Source organism: Xanthomonas translucens pv. undulosa (assembly GCF_017301775.1).
Classification (GTDB): Bacteria; Pseudomonadota; Gammaproteobacteria; order Xanthomonadales; family Xanthomonadaceae; genus Xanthomonas_A; species Xanthomonas_A translucens.
Map to the genome: position 1 here is coordinate 2596442 of NZ_CP063993.1, position 17717 is coordinate 2614158.

11 protein-coding genes and 2 pseudogenes are annotated in these 17717 nt (G+C 69.4%); 7 read left to right on the top strand and 6 right to left on the bottom strand.

The genetic code is table 11. The features are described 5' to 3' along the window. Positions 1–26 precede the first annotated feature (26 nt). Positions 27–1412 carry a sensor histidine kinase gene (locus tag ISN38_RS10910; protein WP_003469197.1) on the top strand — a complete coding sequence of 462 codons (1386 nt, stop codon included), beginning with the start codon at positions 27–29 and terminating at the stop codon, positions 1410–1412. Here the strand turns inward: ISN38_RS10910 and ISN38_RS10915 are convergent. Continuing rightward, positions 1388–2095: a response regulator transcription factor gene (locus tag ISN38_RS10915; RefSeq protein ID WP_003469200.1), complete on the bottom strand. Its 708-nt coding sequence runs from the start codon at positions 2093–2095 to the stop codon at positions 1388–1390. The two genes, ISN38_RS10910 and ISN38_RS10915, sit on opposite strands and share 25 nt — an antisense overlap. Before the next feature lie 119 nt (positions 2096–2214). Between ISN38_RS10915 and ISN38_RS10920 the strand changes: the two genes are divergently transcribed. The 6 genes from ISN38_RS10920 (at position 2215) to ISN38_RS20700 (ending at position 10600) form a co-directional block, all read left to right on the top strand. After that, positions 2215–4014, top strand: a complete 1800-nt coding sequence (locus tag ISN38_RS10920; RefSeq protein WP_206711799.1) for a glycoside hydrolase family 15 protein — start codon at positions 2215–2217, stop codon at positions 4012–4014. Next, a complete protein-coding gene (zwf, locus tag ISN38_RS10925) occupies positions 4011–5849 on the top strand; it encodes a glucose-6-phosphate dehydrogenase (protein ID WP_003469205.1) in 1839 nt (612 codons plus the stop codon). The genes ISN38_RS10920 and zwf overlap by 4 nt, the downstream gene beginning before the upstream one ends. Before the next feature lie 537 nt (positions 5850–6386). Further along, positions 6387–9083 carry a bifunctional acetate--CoA ligase family protein/GNAT family N-acetyltransferase gene (locus ISN38_RS10930; protein ID WP_047325457.1) on the top strand — a complete coding sequence of 899 codons (2697 nt, stop codon included), beginning with the start codon at positions 6387–6389 and terminating at the stop codon, positions 9081–9083. Positions 9084–9238: 155 nt separating this feature from the next. Continuing rightward, positions 9239–9571 (top strand): hypothetical protein, encoded by a 333-nt coding sequence (locus tag ISN38_RS10935; RefSeq protein ID WP_141696065.1) that lies wholly within the window; start codon positions 9239–9241, stop codon positions 9569–9571. A 366-nt stretch (positions 9572–9937) separates the two neighbouring features. Beyond that, positions 9938–10459, top strand: a complete 522-nt coding sequence (locus ISN38_RS10940) for a cold shock domain-containing protein (protein WP_314733717.1) — start codon at positions 9938–9940, stop codon at positions 10457–10459. A 36-nt stretch (positions 10460–10495) separates the two neighbouring features. After that, a complete protein-coding gene (locus ISN38_RS20700) occupies positions 10496–10600 on the top strand; it encodes an excalibur calcium-binding domain-containing protein (protein WP_316605227.1) in 105 nt (34 codons plus the stop codon). A gap of 406 nt (positions 10601–11006) precedes the next feature. Here the strand turns inward: ISN38_RS20700 and ISN38_RS10945 are convergent, their stop codons facing one another. The 5 genes and pseudogenes from ISN38_RS10945 to ISN38_RS10960 form a co-directional block, all read right to left on the bottom strand. Beyond that, positions 11007–11741 (bottom strand): DUF6065 family protein, encoded by a 735-nt coding sequence (locus tag ISN38_RS10945; RefSeq protein WP_003469217.1) that lies wholly within the window; start codon positions 11739–11741, stop codon positions 11007–11009. Between the two features lie 202 nt (positions 11742–11943). After that, positions 11944–12210 (bottom strand): annotated as a pseudogene (locus ISN38_RS20845) (acyl-CoA carboxylase biotin carboxyl carrier protein subunit); the annotation flags it as partial. A gap of 45 nt (positions 12211–12255) precedes the next feature. Beyond that, positions 12256–13953: pseudogene (locus ISN38_RS10950) on the bottom strand (acetyl-CoA carboxylase biotin carboxylase subunit); the annotation flags it as partial. Positions 13954–14775: 822 nt separating this feature from the next. Next, positions 14776–16386, bottom strand: a complete 1611-nt coding sequence (locus ISN38_RS10955; RefSeq protein WP_003469221.1) for a carboxyl transferase domain-containing protein — start codon at positions 16384–16386, stop codon at positions 14776–14778. Between the two features lie 127 nt (positions 16387–16513). Further along, a complete protein-coding gene (locus tag ISN38_RS10960; protein ID WP_058358653.1) occupies positions 16514–17677 on the bottom strand; it encodes an isovaleryl-CoA dehydrogenase in 1164 nt (387 codons plus the stop codon). Positions 17678–17717: the final 40 nt, after the last annotated feature.

Below are 17717 nucleotides of genomic sequence, written 5' to 3' on the forward strand. Positions count from 1 at the left end.
AGCGCAGTCGAATGGTGAGGGCGTTATTGAATTGGTTCGATCGGGCGCCGGTCGTGGACGAGGTGGACCGGCGCAACGTGCGCGTGATCCAGCTGTTGTTGCTGTTCCTGGCGATCACCATCCCGGCCACGTTCGCGGTCGCGGTGACGCTCGCCTGGCCGCAGCTGCGGGGCCGTGCGGTGCCGCCGGGCCTGGTGGTGTCGCTGGCGATGAGCCTGCTGATCGCGGTGTGCGCCACCATCGGCTTCGTGCGCGTGCGCCGCGGCGCGCTGCGCGGGGGCGTCGGCTTGCTGTTGGCCGCGATGCTGGCGTCGCTGCTGGTCAATGCCGCGGTCAACGGCCTGCAGCGGCAGTTGCCGGATCAGCTGGCGCAGATGCTGGTGTTGATCCTGGCCGGGCTGGTGCTCGGGCGCCGCGCGCTGTGGATCACCTTCGGCGCGCTGCTGCTGATGCTGGGCCTGGGCGTGGGCCACGATGCGCTGCTGGAATTCGTCGACGAGCCGGCGCGTGCGTTCTACAACCTGCCGTCGGTGCTGTTCAGCTATCTGCTGGTGACCCTGCTGCTGGATCGCACCACCGAAGCATTACGCGAGAGCCTGCGCGAATCCAATGCGCGCGGCCATCGCCTGCAGCAGGAAATGCTGGCGCGCGAACGCGCGCAGGCGCAGCTGATCCATGCGCAGAAGCGCGAGATCGTCGAGCGCATGGCTGGCGGCCTGGCGCACGATTTCAACAACGTGCTGGCGGTGATCGTCGGCTTCTCCGCCACGCGCCACGACGACGACGCCGGCAGCGACGGCGCGCGCATCGCGCTGCTGGAAGACAGCCTGGCGTCGGTGGAGGAATCGGCGCGGCGCGGCATGGCCATCATTCGCCGGCTGCTGCGCTTCAGCCGCCGCGATGGCGAGCAGGCCGAGGATTTCGACGCCGCGGCCGCCATCGAGGCGCTGCAGCCGATGCTGCGGCAACTGCTGGAAGCACGCATCGTGCTGCGCTGCGCCTTGCCGGCGACGCCGGCGCCGATCCACCTGGATCGCAGCCAGTTCGAACTGATGCTGCTCAACCTGGCCAGCAACAGCCGCGACGCCATCGCCGAGCGCGGTCATCTCGACATCGCCGTGCGCAGCGACGCGCCGTGGACCATCATCGAGATCGCCGACGACGGCCAGGGCATGCACGCGGACGTGATGGCGCGCGTGTTCGAGCCGTTCTACAGCACCAAGCCCGCCGACAGCGGCACCGGGCTCGGCCTGGCGGTGGTGCACGACCTGGTGGTGCGCGCCGGCGGCCGCATCCAGGTGCACAGCGAACCGGGCGTGGGTACGCGCTTCCGCATCGCCTTGCCGTGCGCGGCCGCGGCGGCCGGCGTTGCGGGCGTGGCCGCCGCTCAGCCGGACGGATCGAAGATGTAGCCCTTGCCGTGCACCGCCGTCAGCGGCAGGGCGACGTCGCAGCGGCGCTGCGCCTTGCTGCGCAGCCGGTGCACCATCGAGTCGAGGCGGTGCGCGTCGAAGTCGTACACGCGATCGGTCAGCGCCGCGATCAGCGCCTCGCGCGCGACCAGCAGGCCGGGCTGGTCGAGCAGCCGTTGGCACAGGCGGCGCTCGCTCGCGGTCAGCGCGGCGGCCACGCCGGACGGGGCCAGCAGGCACCAGCCGTCTTCGCTGAGCTGCCAGCGTCCGCGGACCGGTTGCGCTGCCGCGCCGCCCAGGCGCCGGGTCAGGCTGTGCAGGGTCGCCGCCAGCAGGTCGATCTCCACCGGCTTGGCCAGGTAGGCATCGGCACCGCCGGTGAGTCCGCGCACCCGGTCCTCGGTCTGGCCCAGGCTGGTCAGCATGACGATGCCGATGCCGGAATACCGTTGGCGCAAGTCGCGGGCCACGGTGAAGCCGTCGGTATCGGGCAGGCCGACGTCGAGCACCACGATGTCGGCGGGATCGGCCCGCAGTTGCGCCTGCAGTTCGGCGCCGCAGCCGCAGCCGTGGGGGTCGAAGCCGAAACGGCGCAGGCCGGGAATCAGGATGCGCTCGCGCAGCATCGGATCGTCTTCCAGGACCAGGACGCGCAGGGCGGCAGCAGCGGGATGGGCATTCATACGCCGGGGCAGTGTAGCCGGCGCCGACGCGCCTGCGCGTGCCGGCGCCGGCCGGCGGCACTTACGGGAAGCAAACACAGGCGCTGGCAGACTCGCGTTTTGATCGAACGGCAGACGTGATGGCAGCACGCATCGAGGATTACGCCATGCTCGGCAACTGCCGCAGCGCGGCGTTGGTGGACAAGCACGGCTCGATCGACTGGCTATGCCTGCCGCGCTTCGATTCCGACGCGCTGTTCGCCGCGCTGCTGGGCACCCCGGAGCACGGCCGCTGGTCGATCGCGCCGCTCGGCGACTTCCGCAGCACGCGCCATTACCGCGACGGCAGCCTGGTGCTGGAAACCGAGTTCGAGACCGACGACGGCGCCGTGGCGGTGCTGGACTTCATGGTCGCCAGCCAAGACGACGACGTGCACAACCACGTGGTGCGCATCGTGCGCGGGCTGCGCGGGCTGCGCGGGCGCGTGCCGCTGCGCATGCAACTGCAGCTGCGTTTCAACTACGGCCGCACCATCCCCTGGGTGTCGCAGATCGACGGCGGCCTGCAGGCGATCGCCGGCCCGGACCAGATCGCGCTGCGCAGCCCGCAGCCGATGCATGGCCACGGCTTCGCCACCGAAGCGGACTTCACCCTGGAGGCGGGCGAGAGCACCTGGTTCGTGCTCAGCCACGGCGCCTCGCACCTGGAGCTGCCGCCGCCGCTGGCGCCGGAACAGGCGCTGGCGCAGACCGAGGCGTTCTGGCATGGCTGGTCGCACCGCTGCGTGCAGGCCGGCCCGTGGACCGAGGCGGTGCGGCGCTCGCTGGTGGTGCTGAAGGGTTTGAGCTACCTGCCCACCGGCGCGATCGTCGCCTCGCCCACCACCTCGCTGCCGGAACGGCTCGGCGGCGAGCGCAACTGGGACTACCGCTTCTGCTGGCTGCGCGATGCGGTGTTCACCCTGACCGCGCTGCACGCCGCCGGTTATTCCGACGAAGCGGCCGCGTTCCACGGCTGGCTGCAGCGCACCGTGGCAGGCTCGCCCGACCAGTTGCAGGCGCTGTACGGCATCGGCGGCGAGCGGCGCATGCCCGAATGGGAAGTGGACTGGCTGCCCGGCTACGAAGGCGCGCTGCCGGTGCGCGTGGGCAATGCCGCCGCCGGCCAGTTCCAACTGGACGTGTACGGCGAGGTGATCGCCGCGTTCCATCGCGGCCACCACGAAGGCATGGCCACCGCGGCGCATGGCCGCTCGCTGGCGCGGCAGCTGCTGGAAGTGCTGGAGCAGCGCTGGCGCGAGCCGGACGAAGGCATCTGGGAAATCCGCGACCAGCGCCGCCATTTCGTGCATTCCAAGGTGATGGCGTGGCTGGCGTTCGACTGCGGCGCGCGCGACGGGGTCACCGACGCCGACGCCGCGCAACGCGCGCACTGGCGCGCGCTGGCCGACGAAGTGCGTGCGCAGGTGCTGGAGCAGGGCGTGCACCCGGACGGCTATTTCGTGCAGAGCTACGGCAGCGATCGGCTGGACGCGGCGACGCTGCTGATCCCGCTGGTCGGCTTCCTGCCGGCGGACGATCCGCGCGTGGCGGCCACCGCCGATGCGATCGCCCAACGGCTGAGCATCGACGGCCTGGTCGAGCGCTACCGCGCCGACGACGACAGCGGCGACGGCCTGCCGGCCGGCGAGGGCATCTTCATCGCCTGCAGCTTCTGGCTGGTGGAGAACTACGCGCTGCTCGGGCGCATGGCGCAGGCGCGCACGCTGTTCGAGCGCCTGCTCGGCCTGTGCAACGACGTCGGCCTGCTGGCCGAAGAATACGCTCCGCGCAGCGGCCGCATGCTCGGCAATTTTCCGCAGGGGTACTCGCACGTGGCCCTGGTCCACGCCGCGTTGCGCCTGCATGGCTTACTCGGCGAACAGGAACCCCATTCATGAGCGATGCGACACCAGCCACTCCGCCCTGCCTGATCGTGGTGTTCGGCGCGCGCGGCGACCTGACCCGGCGCCTGGTGCTGCCGGCGCTGTACAACCTGCGCCGCAGCGGCGCATTGCCCGAACAGTTCGCGGTGATCGGCGTGGACCACGGCGACATCAGCGAGAACAGCTGGCGGCGCATGCTCGGCAACGCACTGCACGGGCTGATGGCCGACCGCGACGCCGAGTTCAAGGCCGACGGCCTGGACGAAGACGTGTGGACCTGGCTGCGCACGCGCCTGCATTACCTGCGCGGCGATTTCGCCGATGCGGCGACCTATCGCGCGCTGGGCGAGGTGATCGAAAAATACGACGCGCAGTACCAGACCTGCGGCAACGTGCTGTTCTACCTGGCCACCGCGGCACGCTTCTTCGCCCCGGCGATCGAGCATCTGGGCGCGGCCGGGCTGGTCAAGCAGACCGCCGGCGGCGGCTGGCGCCGGGTGATCGTGGAGAAGCCGTTCGGTCACGACCTGCAAAGCGCCAAGGAGCTCAACGTCATCGTTGGCCGCGTGCTCGACGAGGACCAGGTGTTCCGCATCGACCATTTCCTGGGCAAGGAAACGGTGCAGAACATCCTCGCCTTCCGCTTCGCCAACGGCCTGTTCGAGCCGGTGTGGAACCGCGACCGCATCGACCACGTGCAAATCACCGCCGCCGAGACCATCGGCGTGGAAGGGCGCGGCGGTTTCTACGATCCCACCGGTTGCCTGCGCGACATGGTGCCCAACCACCTGTTCCAGTTGCTGGCGATGATCGCGATGGAACCGCCGGCGGCGTTCACTCCGGCCTCAATGCTGCGCCGGCGCGCCGAGGTGATCGAGGCGGTGCGGCCGCTGGCCGCGTCCGATGTGGTGCGCGGCCAGTACGCGGCCGGCGCGATCGGGCGCAACGCGGTGCCCGGCTACCGCGAGGAAGACACGGTGCCGGCTGATTCCAACACCGAGACCTATGTGGCGATGAAGCTGCAGGTGGATACCTGGCGCTGGGCCGGCGTGCCGTTCTACTTGCGCACCGGCAAGCGCCTGCGCGAGCGCACCACCGAGATCGCGATCCGCTTCAAGCCGGCGCCGCTGGCGCCGCTGCGCAGCGCCGAGATCGGCGGCTACGGTCCCGACTGGCTGGTGCTGCACATCCAGCCCGACGAAGGCATCTCGCTGCAGTTCGACGTCAAGCGCCCGGGCGCGCGGGTCAGCCTGGCGCCGGTGCGCATGGACTTCCGCTACCGCGACTGGTTCCCGAAGGAATACTCGGTCGGCTACGAGCGCTTGCTGCAGGACTGCATGCATGGCGAGGCCGGTCTGTTCCAGGATGCGACGATGGTCGAAGCCGCCTGGCGCATCGTGCAGCCGATCCTGGATGCCTGGCAGGCCTCGGCCGACGAAGTGGCGCAATACCCGGCCGGCAGCGCCGGCCCGGCCGCCGCAGACGCACTGCTCGCGCTCAACGGCGGCCACAGCTGGCGCACCCTGACCGCCGGCCGCCGGCCGCCGCCGCGGCGCCCAGCGGAAGGCAGTGCCGACGCCAAGCCCGCCGCGCCGGCGAAGCGTTCGGCGGCGGCCAAGCCTGCCGTGTCCAAGGCCAGGCCTGCCGCTTCCAAGGCCAAGGCGGCCGCCGCCGGCAAGTCCAGCCAGGCCGCTTCGCCGAGCAAAGCGGTCGCATCGGCGAAGAAGACAGCGGGCAGGAAGGCGGCCGCACCCAGCAAGGCCGCCACGTCGAGTGCCGCGAAAGCGAGCAAGCCGGTGGCGAAGAAGGCGCCGGCGGCCGCGACCAGGCGCGCCGGGGCGAAGCGCTGACCGGCGCTGCGCCGAGCGACGCGGGTGGCCTTGGGCCATCCGTGGCGATCAGTGCTGGCTGCAGTCGGGACTGACGTCCCTTCCACAAAAGAGCTCGTAGCGCGACTGCGCTGCGGACGCCCTTGTGGGAGCGACTTCAGCCGCGACGAGCGTAGTGGCGGGCCTTCCGGCTTCGGAAGGTGTCGCGGCTGAAGCCGCTCCTACAGTGCACCCAACCGGCTATCTGCACGCCGTTGTAGGAGCGACTTCCGTCGCGACGAGCGTAGCGGCGCCGATGGCAGGTTTCAGTGTCCGTCGGGACTGAAGAAGCCCCCGCTACAAGAAGGGCAGCAGCCACCCGCGAAATCCCTGCGATAGGCCAAGGAAGCAGCGTGGGCGTGGCTTCACCCCCGACGCGTGGACGCCGCAATCTACTGCCCTTGCCGCATCCGCCGAGGCCGGAACATGGCTGGTCGCCACGCGTGCGCATGCCCCGATCATCCCCACGCCAGCATCACCCGTGTACCGTTGGCGCACCGCTTGCCCCCCGCGCCCGCCATGAGCACCTACCACCTGCAGTCCGTGTTCCGCCCCGCTTCGGTCGCCATCGTCGGCGGCAGTCCGCGCGAGCGCTCGGCCGGGCGCGCGGTGGTGCGCAACCTGCGCGCCGCCGGCTTTCCCGGGCAGATCGGTTGGGTCAGCCCGCGCTACCGCGAGATCGATGGCGTGCCCACCGTGCGCCGGCTCACCGATCTGCCGTGGGTGCCGGACCTGGTGGTCATCACCGCGCCGGCGCGGATCGTGCCGCGCATCGTCGCCATCGCCGCGCGGCGCGGCGTCGCCGCGGCGATCATCCTCACCGCCGGCCTGGGCGAAGGCCCGGGCTCGGCCGCGGCGCGGGTCGAAGCGGCGGCCCGCGCCAAGGGCCTGCGCATCCTCGGCCCGCATTGCCTGGGCGTGATCGCCCCGCACGCCAAGCTCAACGCCAGCATCGCTGCGCACTGCCCACAGCCGGGCGACCTGGCGCTGATCTCCGAATCCAGCGCCATCGCCGCCGCCCTGGTGGAATGGGGCGTGGCGCGCTCGGTCGGTTTCTCCGCGGTGGTGTCGCTGGGCGATGCGCTGGACGTGGACTTCGGCGACCTGCTCGACTATTTCGCCACCGACTACCGCACCCGCGCGATCCTGCTGTACGTCGAACACATCCACGACGCACGCAAGTTCATGTCCGCCGCGCGGGCCGCGGCGCGCGCCAAACCGGTGGTGGTGGTGAAGTCCGGCCGCCAGCTGCGCATCGACCCCAATGCCGACACCCACGTGCAGGCGCTGGCCAGTTCCGATGCGGTCTACGGTGCCGCCTTCGCCCGCGCCGGCCTGCTGCGCGTGCGTGCGCTGGACGAACTGTTCGCCGCGGCCGAGACCCTGGGCCGGCTCAGCACCTTCCCCGGCCGGCGCCTGGCGATCCTCAGCAACGGCGGCGGCGTCGGCCGCCTGGCGGTGGACAAGCTGGCCGACCTCGGCGGCACCCTGGCCGCGTTGTCGCCGCAGACCCTGCAACGCCTGGAGCAGGCGCTGCCGCAGGCGTGGTCGCACGCCAACCCGGTGGACATCGTGGTCGATGCCGACGGCGAGCGTTACGCCGCCGCGGCCGAAGCGCTGCTGGCCGATCCGGAAAACGATGCGGTGCTGGTGGTCAACGTGCCGACCGCCTTCACCTCCTCCGCCGACGCGGCGCAGGCGCTGACCCGCACCCTGGGCCTGCGCCCGCGCCATCATCGCGACAAGCCGGTGTTCGCGGTGTGGCTCGGCAACGACGAAAGCGCCACCGCCGCGCTCAACACCGCGCACATTCCCACCTACGCCACCGAGGCCGACGCAGTACGCGGCTTCATGCACCTGGTGCGCTACCGCGAAGCACAGGCGGCGCTGATGGAGACCCCGCCCAGCCTGCCCGAGGATTTCGTGTTCGACGCGTCTACCGCGCGCGGCATCGTCGACGCCGCGCTGGCCGCCGGCCAGACCTGGCTGGACCCGCTGGTCACCACCCGCCTGCTCGCCGCCTACGGCATTCCCACCGCGCCGGTGGTGCACGCGGCCAGCGCCGCCGACGCCGCGCTGGCTGCGGCGCCGATGCTGGCCGAGGGGCTGGCCGTCGCGGTGAAGATCCATTCGGCCGACATCCCGCACAAGTCCGACGTGGACGGCGTGCGTTTGAATCTGGTCAGCGCGCATGCGGTGCAGGATGCCGCCGAAGGCATCCTCGCCCGCGCGCGCGCCGCGCGTCCCGACGCACGCATCGACGGCGTGCTGGTGCAGCCCACGCTGCTGCGGCCGAAGGCGCGCGAACTGATCGCCGGCATCGCCGACGACCCCACCTTCGGCCCGGTGATCGTGTTCGGCCGCGGCGGTACCGCAGTGGAAGTGATCGACGACAAGGCGCTGGCGCTGCCGCCGCTGGACCTGCGCCTGGCCCACGAACTGATCGGCCGCACCCGCGTCAGCCGCATCCTCAAGGCCTACCGCGACGTGCCTGCGGCCGACGAGCGCGCGGTGGCGATGGTGCTGGTCAAGCTCGCGCAGCTGGCGGCCGACCTGCCGGAGATCCGCGAGCTGGACATCAACCCGCTGCTGGCCGACCGCGACGGCGTGATCGCAGTGGACGCGCGCGTGGCGGTGGCGCCGTCGCGGCGCCTGCACAAGGGCCGCGGCCACCCGCGCTTCGCGATCTTCCCGTATCCGAAGGAATGGGAGCGGCGCATCGCGCTCAACGACGGCGGCACCGCCCTGGTGCGCCCGGTGCGCCCGGAAGACGACGCGCTGTTCCGCAGCTTCTTCGCCCGCGTCACCGACGAAGACCTGCGCCTGCGCTTCTTCCAGGCGGTGAAGCACTTCAGCCATGAATTCATCGCCCGCCTGACCCAGCTCGACTACGCCCGCTCGATCGCCCTGGTGGCGATCGAACCCAAGACCGGCGACATGCTCGGCGCGGTGCGCCTGCACGCCGACGCCGACTACGACCGCGGCGAATACGGCATCCTGATCCGCTCCGACCTCAAGGGCCACGGCATCGGCTGGCAGCTGATGCGGATCATGATCGAATACGCCGGCTGGCTCGGCCTCAACGTCGTCGAAGGCCAGGTGCTGCGCGAGAACCGCACCATGCTCGCCATGTGCGAACACCTGGGCTTCAAGGCCACCCCGGACCCGGAAGATGCGACGCTGATGGATGTGGTGTTGCCAGTGGGGAAGGGGTGAGGGGGGCTGAGTCGCGTGTTCGGTTTTTGCGCGCAGCGGTGATGTGCAAAAGAAGCGACGGTGCGGATTGGCTGGACGTCGCCAATCCATCCCAGGGAAGTTGGCGTCCAGCGAAGACGCCAAAATTAAAGGAGAATCGCGCAGTGCTTATGTGGATGACGATCGTGTTCCTTCCTTTTGCTGCATTGGCAGCGGCATATATCGCAAGCACACTCAAGCCAGCGAAACGCAGGCCGCTGATCTTCATTGTCGGCGGCTCTTTCATATCGGTCTTGGGCGCATTGGGGGGCTATGCACTTCGCCCCGCGCTCCAGTCTGGTGATGTCCGCTTCAATAGCAGGTACGCCGGAGATATCCACGCCGTCTTGGCGCAAGATCCCTTGCAATACTGGGCGATCGTGCTTGTGCTCTATGCCATGTTCGTGCTTCTGGCTGGCTTTGGATTGGCAATGATTGGGCTATGCTTTCGCAAAGGGGCCAGTAACTAACGGGGCCAGGGGAACTATCCGTTTTAAGCAGATACTTCCTCACGCTCCTGGCATTGAGCAAACCGCCGCACGCCAGGCGGGGCAAGACACCCCGCCCGGCATGCACTCCATGGCGCTGCAACGATGTCGAGCGCACAGCAAACGCGCCGGCGTGGCGGGCAGCATCGGGGGAGAATGCTGCGGTGCGGGCGATGATGCTGCCGCGCGGGGCCAGCCAAGGCGTCGTACGCGGATGCGCGTCCATCGTGCGATCCGTCGTGCGATCCGTCGTGCGATCCGTCGTGTTGCTCGACCATTTCGACTCTAGCCGATTGTTCCGAGGCAATGAGTAGACAGTTGTAGCGCCGCGGTGCCGGTGCCGGTGCTGTGCCCCGCCACCGTTCGCCGGCGATGGGGCAGTACCGGCGATGCCGGGAATCAACGCCGCGGTCGTCGGCTTGCTGGAACGAGGAGCGCGGTTTCGGCTTCGTGCGCTCGGCGTGCGGCGATGTCGAGGTATTCGTGCACATCGCGGCGTTCCCACGCGACGGCGTACGCCCGCGGCTCGGCGAGTTGATTTCGTTCGATCTGGAAAAGGACGTGGAAGGACGGCTGTGCGCGGTACGGGTGATGCGCCCCGGGCGCGCTCCGACCACGCCAGCGCGCCGCGCCGCGGCTGACGCACCTTCCGGCAGCGCGTTCGGCCGCGTGCTCGCGGTGCTGCTGGTGATCGGCATTGGCGCCTGTGCGTATTTGCTGATTGCACCGCGCTTCGCGGCCACGCCGACGCGGACGCCGAGCGTAGCCGTGCCGAAGACATCGAGTGCGGCCACTGCACCCACTTCCATTGCACCGGCCACACCGACAGCAACAGCGCAGGCCATACCCGCGGCAGCGGCACCCGCTTAGCACTTCCAGTGCGACGGACGCACCCACTGCGCACAGATGACCTCATGCGAGGAAGCGACCTATTTCCTGCGCAACTGCCCTGGCGTGCAGATGGATGGCAACCACGACGGCGTGCCGTGCGAGCGGCAGTGGTGTCATTAGCCGCCCTTCCATTGCGTAGTGCGGAGGCGGCGTTGAGAAAGCAACTTCTCGGTGGTGTCGGATCTTCAGTTGCGGCAGCTTGCTGCAACCGTACCGGCGGGAGGTGGCGATGTTTGACGGAGGTCGCGGCTGAAGCCGCTCCTACAGTGCACATAGCCCGCGACCGCACGTTCTGTAGGAGCGGCTTCAGCCGCGACGAACGCAGCGATGGAGCGGACGACGCCGGTCAGCGTCGCGGCCTTTGGTTCGAGGCTGGCTGTCGCGCATGACAAGGGCAAAGCGCCTTGGATGGTCGTTGTTCGCAGCGCAGTGGCGCTTGCACGAGCGAACCGCTCACACCCGAATCGAAGCGCATTCGGCACATGGATCGGCAGCGGCATCCCCTCGGCGATGCTCCGAAGCGAGCTCAGTCCTCGTCGCGGGTGAATGGCGCCAAGCGCAATTTGACCCGATGCTCGACCCCAGCCGGACACTGCCCTGGCGCCGGCCCGCGGAAGTAGCTGCGCTGCCAGCCTTCGCGTTTGGCCTCTGGATCGTCTTGTTCCAGGTCCTGCAGGAACTGGCCGCGGCTGCGCATCCAGGCCTGATAGTCGCGCTCCAGTTCCGGCGTCTGCGACAGCGGCTGCCAGCGCGGTTCGGTCTCGGCCAGCACCCGCCGCTGCACCGGGAAGAAGTGGCAGAACGGTTCGCCAGCGTCGAAGCGCACGCGTCCCGGACGGGTGAACTGCCAGTTCATGGTGAAGGTGTACGGACTCCAGTCGGTCTCGATCAGGCCGGTCAGCCCGGCGATGCCGTCCTTGGGCCGGTTGACTGGCGCGGTCACGTACAGGTCCATGCCCGGTTCTGTGCGGAACAGGCAGGGCACGTGGAAGGTGAGCACGCCGTAGCCGAAATGGCTGACCGCGGGCGCGTGGCTGCCGGCGTCGGGGTGCAGGCGGATGGCGTCGAGCGCGTTGCCGCCGCTCCATTCGGCCTCGAACCCGCTCTGGCACAGTAGTTCCCAGCCGTGCGCGTTGGCGATGTCCAGCGGCAGGCAGCGGTAGGCGTAGCGCTGGTCGGTACGGTCCATCCACGGCCGCTCGCGCGGCGCCGGGCGCACGTCGAGGGTATGGCCGTCGAGAACGTGGGCAGTGAGTTTCATGGCGGCGGGCTTGGCTGCGGGCGTGCGCCGAGTGTGACGCGTCGGCGCCGGTATGGCGACCGCGCACGGCGGCCGCCGTGCGCTCGCTGCGGTGTCGCGGCCGTTCGCGGTTGCGCACCGCAGTGCGATCGTGCGCGGTCGATTGCTGCCAAGCAGAAGGTGCTTGCCTTGTGCGCGCGCGCCGCGGCGTGCGGACCCGTGCTCAGTCCTCCTCGAACTCCAGCAGCGCCACGCCGTCGCCGACCAGCTCGCCCTCGCGCACACGGTAGCCGTGCACCACGCCGTCGGTGGGGGCCTGCAGGGTGTGCTCCATCTTCATCGCCTCCAGCACCAGCAACGGCGTGCCGCGCGCCACGCGGGTGCCGGGCGCGACCAGCAGCGCGACGACGCGGCCGGGCATCGGCGCGGTCAGCCCGCCGGCCTCGGCGATCGGCTGGTCGGCCTCGGCGACCGGATCGTGCAGGTCGAACAGATGCGCCTGGCCAGCGACGAACAGATGCAGGCGGCTGCCGGCGAACACCGCGTCGGCGTGCACGCGGTGCACATCGAGCTGTGCGAGCAAGCGCCCGTCCTGCAGGCTACCGGTGGCGAGGAGCACGGCGTCGGTGGCGTTGTCGTGGATGCGCCAGCCCGCGTCGGTCGCCGACGCGCGCAGCGTGCGGCGCGCATCGCCCTGTTGCAGGATCAGGCTGCGCGGCGCGGGTTCGCCCAGGCGCCAGCCGTCGCGCAGGTCCCAGGGCGAATGCGGGTCGCTGAGCTGCGCGGCCTCGGTGCGCTCGTGCAGCAGCCAGGCCAGCGCGGCCAGGCGCCAGGTCGGCTCGGCGGTGGCGGGCGCGGTTTCGAACAGCGCCGCATGCTCGCGCTCGATCAGCGCGGTGTCCAGATCGGCGCCGGCGAACGCAGCGGTACCGATCAGGCGCTGCAGGAACGCGGCATTGGTGGCCACGCCGACCACCTGGCACGCGGCCAGCGCCGCCTGCATGCGCCGCAGCGCGCGCGCGCGGGTTTCGTCCCAGACGATCAGCTTGGCGATCATCGGGTCGTAGTGCGGGCCGATGACATCGCCCTGCTCAACGCCGGCATCGACGCGGGTGTGCGCATCCGCCGCCGGCAGGCGCAGATGCTGCAGCGTGCCGGTCGAGGGCAGGAAGCCGCGCGCCGGATCCTCGGCATACAGCCGTGCTTCCAGCGCATGGCCGCGGATCGCCAGCTCATGCTGGCGTTTGGGCAGTGGCTGGCCGGCGGCCACGCGCAGCTGCCACTCGACCAGATCGGTGCCGGTGATGCACTCGGTGACCGGATGCTCCACCTGCAGCCGCGTGTTCATTTCCATGAAGTAGAACGCGCCGTCGGGCGCGACGATGAACTCCACCGTGCCGGCGCCGACATAGCTCACCGCGCGCGCCGCTTCCACCGCGGCCTTACCCATTGCGGCGCGGCGTTCGGCACTCATGCCCGGCGCCGGGGCCTCTTCCAGCACCTTCTGGTGGCGGCGTTGCACCGAGCAATCGCGTTCGAACAGGTAGGCCAGTTCGCCATGCGTATCGCCGAACACCTGGATCTCGATATGCCGCGGGCGCAGCACGTATTTCTCGACCAGCACGTGCGCGTTGCCGAACGCGGCCTGCGCTTCGCGCTGGCAGGCGGCCAGCGCGGCGACGAAGTCCTCGCGGCGATCGACCCGGCGCATGCCCTTGCCGCCGCCGCCGGCGCTGGCCTTGATCAGCACCGGATAGCCGATGGCGTCTGCCTGTTCGCGCAGGAACTCCGGCTCCTGGCGCTTGCCGTGGTAGCCCGGGGTCAGCGGCACGCCGGCGGCGTGCATCAGCGCCTTGGCCGCGCTCTTGTCGCCCATGGCGCGGATCGCTGCCGGCGGCGGGCCGATGAACACGATGCCGCGTACGGCGCAGGCTTCGGCGAAGTCGGCGTTCTCCGAGAGGAACCCGTACCCGGGATGGATCGCCTGGGCGCCGCTGGCCTGGGCGGCGTCGAGGATGCGTTCGCCGCGCAGGTAGCTGTCGCGCGCGGGGGCGGGGCCGATGTGGATGGCTTCGTCGGCCAGGCGCACGTGGCGGGCGTCGCGGTCGGCATCGGAGTACACAGCGACGCTGGCGATGCCGAGTATGCGGCAGGTGGCGATCACGCGGCAGGCGATCTCGCCGCGATTGGCGATCAGGATCTTGTCGAACATCGGCAGGTCGGGCGTGGCCATGGTCAGTTGCCTGAAAAAGGGGTGTCGTGTCTTGCGGTTGCAGTTGCGGTTGCAGTTGCGGTTGCGGTTGCTGTTGCAGTTGCTGTTGCTTTGGCTGTTGCTGTTGCCATTGCTTTTGACTTACTGGGTTCCCTTCCGCAGCGGCGGCCATGGCGGGGAAAAACCCCGAAGGGGCGGCGCACATGGATGTGCGCCGTTCGCGGCAGGGGCAGGATGCCCCTTCCGTGAATCCCCGGCATGGACGCGGACCCGGAGCGCGCAGCGCGGAGGGCGCGAGGCAGGGCGCGCTTTCTTTTGGTTACTTTTCTTTGCGCGAGCAAAGAAAAGTGACTCGCCGTAAGGCGAAAGCTTTTTGCCTTTGAGGTTGCCGTTATCTTGCTTCTGGCATTGGTGTTTTGAAGCTTTGAAGCTTTGAAGCTTTGAAGCAAGAGCAAGAGCTTCCGCTGGCGCGGGTCACTTTTCTTTGCTTGTGCAAAGAAAAGTAACCAAAAGAAAGCACACCCCGCAGCGCGCCCTCCGCGCTACGCGCTCCGGGTCCGCAGCCCCAACGGGCATTTTTCGATGGCACATCCATGTGCCAACGAAAAACGTCGCGCATCCTGCGCGCCGCCCTTCGGGTATTCGCCCGCCGGGTCTGCCGCGCTGAGGGGACCCCGTAGATCAAAAGCAAAGCAAAGGCCACAGCAACAGCAGAAGCAACAGCAGAAGCAACAGCAGAAGCAACAGCAACAGCATAGGCAGAGGCAACGGCAGAGCTGGCGGCCACGGCCTGTGGGACGGCCGCCGACCGCCGTGACTGCACAGCAGGGCGGTCGTGCCCGCTCACATCCGGAACACCCCGAACCGGGTCGGTTCCGCCGGCGCGTTCAACGCCGCCGACAGTCCCAATCCCAGCACCCGCCGCGTCTGCGCCGGATCGATGATGCCGTCGTCCCACAGCCGCGCGCTGGCGTAGTAGGGATGACCCTGTTGTTCGAACTGCTCGCGGATCGGCGTCTTGAAGGCAACTTCGTCCTCGGCCGACCAGGCGCCGCCCTTGCTCTCGATGCCGTCGCGGCGCACCGTCGCCAGCACGCTCGCCGCCTGTTCGCCGCCCATCACCCCGATGCGTGCGTTCGGCCACATCCACAGGAAATTCGGCGAATACGCGCGGCCGCACATGCCGTAATTGCCTGCGCCGAACGAGCCGCCGATCACCACCGTGAACTTGGGCACCTTCGCGCAGGCCACCGCCATCACCAGCTTGGCGCCGTCCTTGGCGATGCCGCCGTGTTCGTACTTGCGTCCGACCATGAAGCCGGTGATGTTCTGCAGGAACACCAGCGGGATGCCGCGCTGTGCGCACAGTTCGATGAAGTGCGCGCCTTTCAATGCCGACTCGGAGAACAGGATGCCGTTGTTGGCAATGATGCCCACCGGATAACCGTGCAGATGGGCGAAGCCGGTGACCAACGTGGTGCCGTAGCGCGCCTTGAATTCGTCCAGGCGCGAGCCGTCGACCACGCGTGCGATCACCTCGCGCACGTCGAACGGCTTGCGCGGGTCGGCCGGGATCACGCCGTACAGTTCCTCGGCCGGATACAGCGGCGGCTCCGGCGCGCGCAACGCCAACGCTGGGGTGGGCTTGCGCCAGTTGAGCTGGGCCACGATCGCGCGCACCCGCGCCAGCGCCTGCAGGTCGTTGTCGGCGAAATGGTCGGCCACGCCGGAGATGCGCGTGTGCACGTCGGCGCCGCCCAGTTCCTCGGCGCTGACCTCCTCGCCGGTGGCCGCCTTCACCAGCGGCGGGCCGCCGAGGAAGATGGTGCCCTGCTCGCGCACGATCACCGTCTCGTCGCTCATCGCCGGCACATAGGCGCCGCCGGCGGTGCACGAACCCATCACGCAGGCGATCTGGGCGATGCCCTGCGCCGACAGGTTGGCCTGGTTGTAGAAGATACGGCCGAAATGGTCGCGATCCGGGAACACCTCGTCCTGCAGCGGCAGGAACGCGCCGCCGGAATCGACCAGGTAGATGCACGGCAGCCGGTTCTGCTGCGCGATCTCCTGCGCGCGCAGATGCTTCTTCACCGTCATCGGGTAATAGGTACCGCCCTTGACCGTGGCGTCGTTGGCGACGATTACGCATTCCACTCCGGACACCCGGCCGATGCCGGCCACCACGCCGGCGCACGGTACCTCGTCGGCGTACAGGCCCAGCGCGGCGAGCGGGGCGATTTCCAGGAAGGCGCTGCCCGGATCGAGCAGCGCGTCGATGCGCGCGCGCGCCAGCAGTTTGCCGCGCGCCTGGTGCTTGGCGCGCGCGGCGGCGCTGCCGCCCTGTGCGATGCGCGCCTGGGTCTGCTGCAGGTCGTCGACCACCGCGCGCAGCGCCGTGGCGTTGTCGGCGAAAGCATCGCTGCCGGGTTGCAACTGGGTCTGGATCACGCTCATGGCAGGGCTATCGAAAGGAGGAAAAGAGACTCCGTGTAGGAGCGGCTTCAGCCGCGACACTGTAGCGGGAGCGTGTCGCGGCTAAAGCCGCTCCTGCACGAAGCGCATCACATCACTGCGCATCGCATCACTTGGTCCGCTCGAACAGCTCGCGGCCGATCAGCATGCGGCGGATCTCCGAGGTGCCGGCACCGATCTCGTACAGCTTGGCGTCGCGCCACAGGCGTCCGGTCGGGTAGTCGTTGATGTAGCCGTTGCCGCCGAGCACCTGGATCGCTTGGCCGGTCAGCCAGGTCGCCTTCTCGGCCGCGTACAGGATCGCGCCGGCGGCGTCCTGGCGGGTGGTGCGGCCGGCGTCGCAGGCGCGCGCCACCGCGTACACATAGGCGCGGCAGGCGTTGAGGCCCACGTACATGTCGGCCAGCTTGCCCTGGATCAGCTGGAAGTTGCCGATCGCCTCGCCGAACTGGCGGCGCGCGTGCACGTACGGCATCACTACGTCCATCGCCGCGGCCATCAGCCCGAGCGGGCCACCGGACAGCACCAGCCGCTCGTAGTCCAGGCCCGACATCAGCACGCGCACGCCGCCACCGACGCTGCCGAGCACGTTCTCCACCGGCACGGTGCAATCCTGGAACACCAGCTCGCTGGTGTTGGAGCCGCGCATGCCGAGCTTGTCCAGCTTCTGCGCGGTGCTGAAACCGGGCATGCCCTTCTCAACCAGGAACGCGGTGATGCCGCGCGCGCCGCCGGCCGGGTCGGTCTTGGCATAGACCACCAGCACGTCGGCGTCGGGACCGTTGGTGATCCACATCTTGTTGCCGTTGAGCACGTAGTGGTCGCCACGCAGTTCGGCGCGCAGCTTCATCGAAACCACGTCCGAACCGGCGCCCGGCTCGCTCATCGCCAGCGCACCGACGTGCTCGCCGCTGCACAGCCGCGGCAGGTAGCGCGCCTTCTGCGCGGCGCTGCCGTTCTTGCGCAGCTGGTTCACGCACAGGTTCGAATGCGCGCCGTAGGACAGGCCGATGGCGCCGGAGGCGCGCGAGATCTCCTCCATCGCCACCACATGCGCCAGGTAGCCCATCGCGCTGCCGCCGTACTCCTCCTCCACGGTCAGGCCGAGCAGGCCTTGCTCGCCGAGCTTGCGCCATAGCGGCGCCGGGAACGCGTTGTCGCGGTCGGCCTGCTCGGCCAGTGGCGAGATCTCACGCGCGGCGAAGGCGGCCACCGTGTCGCGCAACAGGTCGATGTCCTCGCCCAATTCGAAATTCAACGACGGCATCAGCATGGCGGGCTCCGGAGGCAGGCGTGCGGCGGACGGGACGCCT